General features: G+C 53.4%; 9 protein-coding genes. 4 read left to right on the top strand and 5 right to left on the bottom strand.

Annotated elements, in window-relative coordinates; all coding sequences use genetic code 11:
• The first annotated feature begins 46 nt into the window (after window positions 1-46).
• The 3 genes from mobV to ACFQDM_RS15120 all read left to right on the top strand — a co-directional run bounded on the left by mobV (window position 47) and on the right by ACFQDM_RS15120 (window position 2879).
• A complete protein-coding gene (mobV, locus tag ACFQDM_RS15130; protein ID WP_377380471.1) occupies window positions 47-1324 on the top strand; it encodes a MobV family relaxase in 1278 nt (425 codons plus the stop codon).
• 486 nt (window positions 1325-1810) lie between these two features.
• A complete protein-coding gene (locus ACFQDM_RS15125; protein WP_377380469.1) occupies window positions 1811-2368 on the top strand; it encodes a helix-turn-helix domain-containing protein in 558 nt (185 codons plus the stop codon).
• 61 nt (window positions 2369-2429) lie between these two features.
• Window positions 2430-2879, top strand: coding sequence for a hypothetical protein (locus tag ACFQDM_RS15120; protein WP_377380467.1), 450 nt, complete (start codon window positions 2430-2432; stop codon window positions 2877-2879).
• Between the two features lie 226 nt (window positions 2880-3105).
• Here ACFQDM_RS15120 and ACFQDM_RS15115 read toward each other — a convergent pair whose 3' ends face one another.
• Together ACFQDM_RS15115 and ACFQDM_RS15110 are read right to left on the bottom strand one after the other, a co-directional pair.
• A complete protein-coding gene (locus ACFQDM_RS15115) occupies window positions 3106-4599 on the bottom strand; it encodes a hypothetical protein (RefSeq protein ID WP_377380465.1) in 1494 nt (497 codons plus the stop codon).
• Window positions 4600-4794: 195 nt separating this feature from the next.
• Window positions 4795-5088 carry an HU family DNA-binding protein gene (locus ACFQDM_RS15110; protein WP_377380463.1) on the bottom strand — a complete coding sequence of 98 codons (294 nt, stop codon included), beginning with the start codon at window positions 5086-5088 and terminating at the stop codon, window positions 4795-4797.
• Window positions 5089-5358: 270 nt separating this feature from the next.
• Here ACFQDM_RS15110 and ACFQDM_RS15105 point away from each other — a divergent pair, with 270 nt between their 5' ends.
• Window positions 5359-5673 (top strand): H-NS histone family protein, encoded by a 315-nt coding sequence (locus tag ACFQDM_RS15105; protein ID WP_377380461.1) that lies wholly within the window; start codon window positions 5359-5361, stop codon window positions 5671-5673.
• Between the two features lie 194 nt (window positions 5674-5867).
• Here ACFQDM_RS15105 and ACFQDM_RS15100 read toward each other — a convergent pair whose 3' ends face one another.
• The 3 genes from ACFQDM_RS15100 to ACFQDM_RS15090 form a co-directional block, all read right to left on the bottom strand.
• Window positions 5868-6161: a hypothetical protein gene (locus ACFQDM_RS15100; protein WP_377380459.1), complete on the bottom strand. Its 294-nt coding sequence runs from the start codon at window positions 6159-6161 to the stop codon at window positions 5868-5870.
• 113 nt (window positions 6162-6274) lie between these two features.
• Entirely contained in the window at window positions 6275-6544 is a 270-nt protein-coding gene (locus ACFQDM_RS15095; protein ID WP_377380457.1) for a type II toxin-antitoxin system YafQ family toxin, read from the bottom strand.
• Window positions 6541-7125 (bottom strand): hypothetical protein, encoded by a 585-nt coding sequence (locus ACFQDM_RS15090; protein ID WP_377380455.1) that lies wholly within the window; start codon window positions 7123-7125, stop codon window positions 6541-6543. Before ACFQDM_RS15090 ends, ACFQDM_RS15095 begins: the two co-directional genes overlap by 4 nt.
• Window positions 7126-7200 lie beyond the last annotated feature (75 nt).

Here is a 7200-nt window from a genome sequence, read left to right as displayed (position 1 = left end):
ACAAATTGTCTAGTGAGTGCACATTTTTCTCAAATGGGGGCGCGACATGTCGGATGTGGTGACGGACTTCAGCAAGGGCATGCACGTGCGCAGCGGATCGCGCCCGCCCAGGAGCTTCGCCATCCTGCGCGTGGGCAAGATCAAGACCAAGGGGCATCTGGGCGCAGCCCTGGGCCACAACTACCGCGAACGCGACACCCCGAACGCCGATCAGTCCCGCATGGGCGAGAACCTGGTGCTCAAGGGCCCCGGCACCGCCCAGGGCGTCATGGAAGCCTGGGAGGCCCGCGCACCCGAGAAGATCCGCAAGAACGCCGTCCACGCCCTTGAATACTTCGTCGGCGGATCGCCCGAGAAGGTCCATGCCATGAGCCGGGACGAGCAGAACAACTATTTCCGCCGCGCCCTGGACTGGCTCAAGGAACGCCACGGTGCCCAGAACGTCCTGTCGGCCGTGGTGCACCGCGACGAGACCACCCCGCACATGCAGGTCCTCGTGATCCCCCTCGACGCCCGCGGCAAGCTGAACGCCCGCGAGCTGGTCGGCGGCAAGGACAAGCTTCGCCAGATGCAGACCGACTTCGCCCGCGACGTCGGCCAACCGTTCGGCCTCGAACGGGGTCAGGAACGCAGTCGGGCCACGCATCAGACCATCCAGGAATACTATGGCAGGGCCTCCACCCCCATAGAAGCCGAGTTCAGCCTCCCAGAGCGCCGTAGAGGGGCCGTAATGGGTCTGGGTGGGGAGAGTGACCGGGAATGGCAGGAACGCGCCTCACGGGCCGCCACAGAGCGTCTGGCGCATCTCACCGCCCATCTGACCGAGGCGTCCGGCACCCTGCGCCGCGAGATGGAAGCCACGGAGGCGGTTCTGGGCCAGACCCAGACCGAGCTTGCGAGGGAACGGGCTGTGTCCGAAGCCGCCAACAAGCTGGTCCTGACAGCGCTCCAGATCCCGCAGATCGAGGGCGTCACCGAGGACGACAAGCAGGACCTGCTTCGCGACATGGCGCGCTTTCACAACCGCCATGCCTCCCATTTCTCGGACATGCAGGCCCAAGCCACAAAGGCAGCCCTGAACCATACCGGCATCGCAGTCATCGAGCTGAAGGACGGCAGCTATGCCCTGCCCTGGCGCGACTTCGATGCCGTGGGCGGCCCGCGTCTGGCCGGCACCGATCGGCAGGAAGTCGATGCCATCCTGAACGGCCTGCGCCAGGCGGAACGGTCCCGCCAGCACGCGACAGAGGCCATGCAGGAACACGAGGCCCGCAAGACGCGGGAACGGGAGCGCGGACAGGACAGCGGATCGGATTGGGGCTGACCCATTCCTCAGCAAATCCCGACGGTGCCACGGGCGCCACAAACGCGGTCACGTACCGCTTTTGTGGATAACCCTTTCCCCTTCTTGCCTGATCATCCCCATTCCCGCGTGGCTCGCGCCGAGGCGTCCCGAGCCTGCTCAACGACACTTCAAAGTCGAAAGCGTGCTGACAGGTAAAAACCGGGCCAGTCCGCGCCGGTCGGCGCTTGCTCCCCGGGGGCTGCTTCGCCCGACACGGCCCGTCCCGGTTGTTCCCTGTAGATCATTAGAAAGCGAAAAAATAAGGTACTGAAAAGGCTTATTTTTTCTGGGGGGGGTGGTGCATAGCTGATGCACCACCCCTGGTGCATAGCTGATGCACCACCCCTAGTGCAGAAAATAGTAGAAATTGCGCACGAACGCGCACTAACTACTATTGCATCATCATTTTTTAGGCTTAACCTTCGCGCACAGATTAGCAAAAATAACGCATGAAGAGGCGAGGGGATGAACAAGCAAACTGGACAGGGCCTCCCAGAAACTAAGGCCCGAGGAACGTGGGTCCAAACCGAGCGCGCAGCACATGAAGCATGGGCCGCGCTGATAGATGAAAATCCATCTGCGGCTCGACTGATGAACCTACTTGTTGCACGGATGGGCGATCACAACGCGGTTGTTGCTAGTCAAAAAACCCTTGGGGAAATGATGGGTAAATCCCGCGACACCGTGAAACGGGCAGTGGCAACCCTACGCGATAAAAACTGGATTGAGGTTCGTCAGATCGGAGACCGTGGCACTGTCTGTGCTTATATCATCAATGACCGGATCGCATGGACCGGAAAGCGTGATGGTATCCGCTACAGCCTGTTTTCAGCCCGCGTCATAGTCTCCGACGAGGAACAGCCTGATCGTGCCATGCTGGACTCTCAAGAACCTCTGCGTCAGCTGCCAAGCCTATTCAGCGGGGAACGTCAGTTGCCTTCGGGCGACGGCCTGCCCCCCGTTTCGCAACCTTTCTTTAACGGCATGGAACCGGACCTTCCTTCCACACTGGCAGAAGATTAATGCTGTTCGATGTTGCGTGTAGAACGGGTAGATTGACGCACCACGCAACAGGAGGCGTTCGATGGCGAGTCTGACTCTTTCGCAGGCTGCAAAGGCATCTGGAAAAAGCAAATCAACGCTTAGCCGGGCAATAAAAATGGGCCGTCTAAGCGCTACCCGGCTGGATGATGGCAATTTCTCGATCGATCCGGCCGAGCTATTTAGAGCGTACCCAGCAACATCTAGCCACCCGTACGACGAACGCCCTATAGAACAGGGTGCAACACCCATTCCAGCTGAATTGCAAAGCCGTATCAGCATGTTGGAACTACTACTTGAAAAAGAGCGCGAGGCCGTTGTCCGTGAGCGTGAGATATCCGCTCGTGAGCGTGAAATATCCGCCGATCTAAAAGAGGATAGGGACCGTTGGCGACAGCAAGCCGCCAGCCTTTTGGCCGATCTCCGTCCTCAGCTGACTGAACCTGCTCCCCCGGCTAGACGCCGCGCCTGGTGGCCCTTCAATCGACAGTAACGCTTATAGTGAGAAGCCGCACTGCGGGCGGTGCTCGACTGGGAGCGTGAAATCATAAACGATCTCATGGCAGAGCGGGGCGCATAAAAGCAGCATGCTACGGCGCTTCTTGCGGCATCACCAAAGCGCCGGGGTTGGTGGCCGTAGTCGCGATCATGAGATTACGACAAACGCCAACTTCAAGCCCATCACTGCGACATTGATGCAGCGTTGGCTTTAAAGAAAATTATTTACCTGTACCACTGACATACACGCCAATTGCAGCAACAGCTAAGGATATACACGCGATGAATATTGCAACAATTGTCAAACGCTCCATTCTTTGTTGAGTGCGAATGCTCTCGCGCGTACTTAAAGTGGACGAAAATTCCTGGAAAAGCTGCCTTGCGGAACGCCCGTCAGCGTGAACATTTTCAGAAATCCGTTTTGTTAATTTATATAGTGCGGTGGGAAGCTCAACCTTTTCACCACGTCTCAAATTTCTGGTTACAAACTTTGTACAATCGAACTCGAATTCATGCTTTCCGAGTTTAGACAATTCTTCTGCAATAGCAGGGTCGCCGATCGTATCCCTATAAAACGTTTCTAGTTGGTCTAAGGTGTCAATTAGCGCTAATCGATTATTAGATGCCTGACTAACTGTTTCGCGTATTTCGCGAATCCGGCGGCCTATCTCTTTTATATAGGAAGATGCAGCAAGGTGGACGGCTATTCCGCCCAAATCTTGATAAACTATGGCATCATATACGCCTCGGTCGCGACCGTTTCTAAACAAGTAATAATCGTCGGGAACGCTGCTTGTTCTTAGGGTAACAATACAGTGGTATTTTTTAAGGCCATGCCTGCTGTCTATAATTAGTCCGTAACCCTCGTATGTTGGGTTCACCCATCCATCAAGCCATTGATCGATACCAAGCATATCAGGCCATTTTATTTCTAACTGTTTATCTTCTTTAGGGTCTTTTAAAGCAGCGTGATTTCTCATTAAAATCAATTCGCCAGTCGGAAGCTCATCAATAAGCGGACCGCCAGAAAACAATCCGGGCAAATGCTGCGAAAACCAGCCTGAGGCTATGTGCGCGCGCTTCAGCCGCGCTTGCTCGATCAGGTCCCTTTTTTGGTTTAGAACACCTGGAATTAAATACCCCTTCCGGCCTCTCACCTTCTGGTAATAAGTCTTTCGATCTTCATTCAAGATAGACTCGTATAGCTTTGTTGCATCATCATTTAGCACGAAATAGACGTGAACGGCCGTTAAAGACGGTGTAATTTGATTGATTGATACTAGGAGGTAGTTGCAGATATCAGGCATGGGTGCGAAGTAATCTCGTCCGGGCCCTTTTTCTTTGTGCCTATAGACAATGCTGAGGTTGCGTTTCCCTGTGTGGCCGTATTGCCTTGCTCGGCGCACCCACTCAAGACAATCGCTATCTGGCAATCCAAAGCGACTTCCGGCCCAGCCTAATTTTTCGAGACCTTCATAGAGACCTGAAATTTCCTTTGGGCCATATAGTTCTACACCCCAAACGGCGGATTGCCGCAGATCCTCATCTAGCGGCACTTGAGATATAATATTTTCTTTCGCATCATGTTCCTTGTAAAATTTTCTACTTTCAAGGTCGTCCGGAAAAATATTTGGAAATCTTAAATGAAGCCGCCGTTGTATCTTGCGTAGGGCTATCGAGGCATTTTTCGTAAGCTGATCTAGAAAGCCATTCATTCAAATTAATGCCTTTAATGATTTTTCTCAAAAAGTATCTGCACTATGGAGCGTTATCATTTTTTTCCAATTTAGCCCACTCTACAAGCCAGACTAGCAAGGTCACTTTGTGGTCGAAGCTGCCCCCTGTTCAACCTGCGGGCGCGTCCCCGTCGATATGCGGTGTTATGCGCCGCACCAGGCAGGGGACGGGGATCAGCCAGGGGTTGTGGGGCGGTTGAGCCGCTCCAGGAGCTGCCTCGAGGCCCGGAAGTGCATGTGCCGCTTGGGCGGCACGTCCACGGCCTCTCCGGTTCTCGGATTGCGGCCCGTCCGGGCGATCCGGACCTTGCTCGAAAAACTGCCGAACCCGCGCAGCTCCACCCGATGACCTTGGCTGAGGGTCTCGGCGATCTCGTCCAGGATCGTGTCGAGCGCCGTCTCCACCGCATGGGAGGACAGATGCGGATGGGCCTTGCGAAGCTTTGCCAGCAGCTGAGAACGGATCATCGGGCCTCTTCCGGGGTCTCACAGGGGCATGAACAGGCCTCTCCAATGCCGAGGCCCGCGGCTTAACTGTCGCTCTCCCCTGCAAGATCCACAGTATGTCGCTGACATGGGTTTTTCTGTGGATCGGGTTGGCTTTGATGCAGCCTGATTAGATATGACTGGCGAGGATTAGCAGAACGGCAGATAATAAGGGCCGCTGCCGTTGTATTCCCTTTAATGTGACGCCCCGTGATTATACGTCAAAGACAGCCTGGAAAAACAAGGATAACCATGTCTGATCTTGATTTTGACACCATGAACCTGGACGAGTTGAAGCGCCTCAAGAAGGAGCTCGACAAGGCCATCGCCAATTATGACAACCGCCTTAAGGCGGAGGCCCGGCGCGATCTGGAGGAAAAGGCCCGCGAATACGGGTTTTCTCTGTCCGAGCTCACAGACGCCAAAACCACGAAGCGCGCCACGCCCGCCCCAAAATACCGCAATCCCGGCAATCCAGAGCAGACCTGGTCAGGACGGGGTCGGCAACCGACGTGGTTTCGGGAAGCCATCGTGGCCGGGTCCGAGCCGGACGATCTCAAGATCTGATATCGCACAGTAGTTTGGGCCGGTCGCGTACCGGCCCATTCAAGTTCTAGAATGGGTGTTATAAACCGGAGATGGGGACATAAGTAAGTCAGCCTCAGGTTGTGCTCGCGCCCGGCTATTTTCTCAGGCGACAATCACTTTTTTCGAGAAAAAAGGATTTACGGCTAGACCGGTTTTATCTATACTTTACTATTTTAAAACCCTGGATCTCCGGGCCCATTATTAGTTCCATATGATGTGATGAAATCATCAATTTTTTCTACTTCTATTTTTTCACTATGGCATTTTTCTCTAAACATAAATTCCTCTTCATCACTATCTATTTCTTCAGCTTCCTTTAGTTCTACAATTTCTCTTGCATAGAACTCTATTAAAGAAGCAGCATGCTGAACAGATAATCCTGCGGAAAATGCAGCATTGGAAATAAAAACGTATGGCAGAAAATCTATTATTTTGCCAAGTTCGTATTCCCATTCATCTTGATTCATAGTCTCTCCTTTCGGCTATTACTTTAAATTATCTACAAATCGATCTTCAAAACACTGCGCGAAAATGGTTGCGCGATTTGTAAGAAACGTCTGATTATTTTGCGCACTATCAACTAAAATAGTTCACTGTGTGACCCCAATCTAGCAAGGGTAACATCGGCTTCATCGATTTTATAGATCAACACCAGATCGGGCTTCAGATGACAGTCCCGATGGTCTTTCCAATCCCCATGAAGCGGGTGATCCTTCATGCGCGGGGGCAATTCTTGCCCGGCGCACAGAGCGGCAATTACATCCCGCAAAAGCTGCTCGACGCCCGGATCGGTCCTAGTCTCGCGCTTTACATCACGTCTGAACTTGGTGGTGTAGACGATCCCCTTCATTTTTCAGCCCCTTCCGTCCTGCTAACGTCCTGTGAAAGGCTGCCGATATCTGGAAGGCTGTCTCCAATCATATCTTGAGCTCCGATCTCCAACGCCTGCTCAAGCAGAGCATTGAAGCTGGCAGAGGTCAGCCCCGGAGTGCCCTGATCTTTGTGCCACCGGATCACAAGGTGCGGATTCCAGATAATAGCGTTACCGAACGGTCCCGATTTTCCCGCTTTCACGTCAATAAAGAAGAGTTCTTGAAGCTTCTTCACTCTGGTCAGCCAAGTATGTTCTCCCCGCTGCCCACCGAACCCGGAAGCGTTTGCCATCTCCCCGTTTCTGTTCAGGGTTACAAAGGAGTTGTCCCAGGTGTTGCACCAAAGATTAAGATAGGTGGAAGATACCGGGGCTCCTTTAGTCATCTCGTCCATGATCTTGAGGATCATGGGCATAGTTTTAGGGATCGTGGTGAACCCCCTATGTACCTTGCGGTCCCACAAGTAAGGCTCGGCCTTGGGCCAATGCAGATCTCTAATCGCCCGCTGCTTCTTTGCGATCGCAGAAGCTTCGCGGGTAGTCGTCGGTTTTTGGGTCATATGGTGTTCCTCTCAAATCCAATATGGTGTACTTATTCTTTATTTTCAAATACTTAGTTGTTCACTCAAAAAAAA

This window comes from Ponticaulis profundi (assembly GCF_042659465.1).
GTDB lineage: Bacteria > Pseudomonadota > Alphaproteobacteria > Caulobacterales > Hyphomonadaceae > Ponticaulis > Ponticaulis profundi.
Note: the sequence above shows the minus strand (reverse complement) of the source record. Positions and strands in the feature narration are given on the sequence as shown.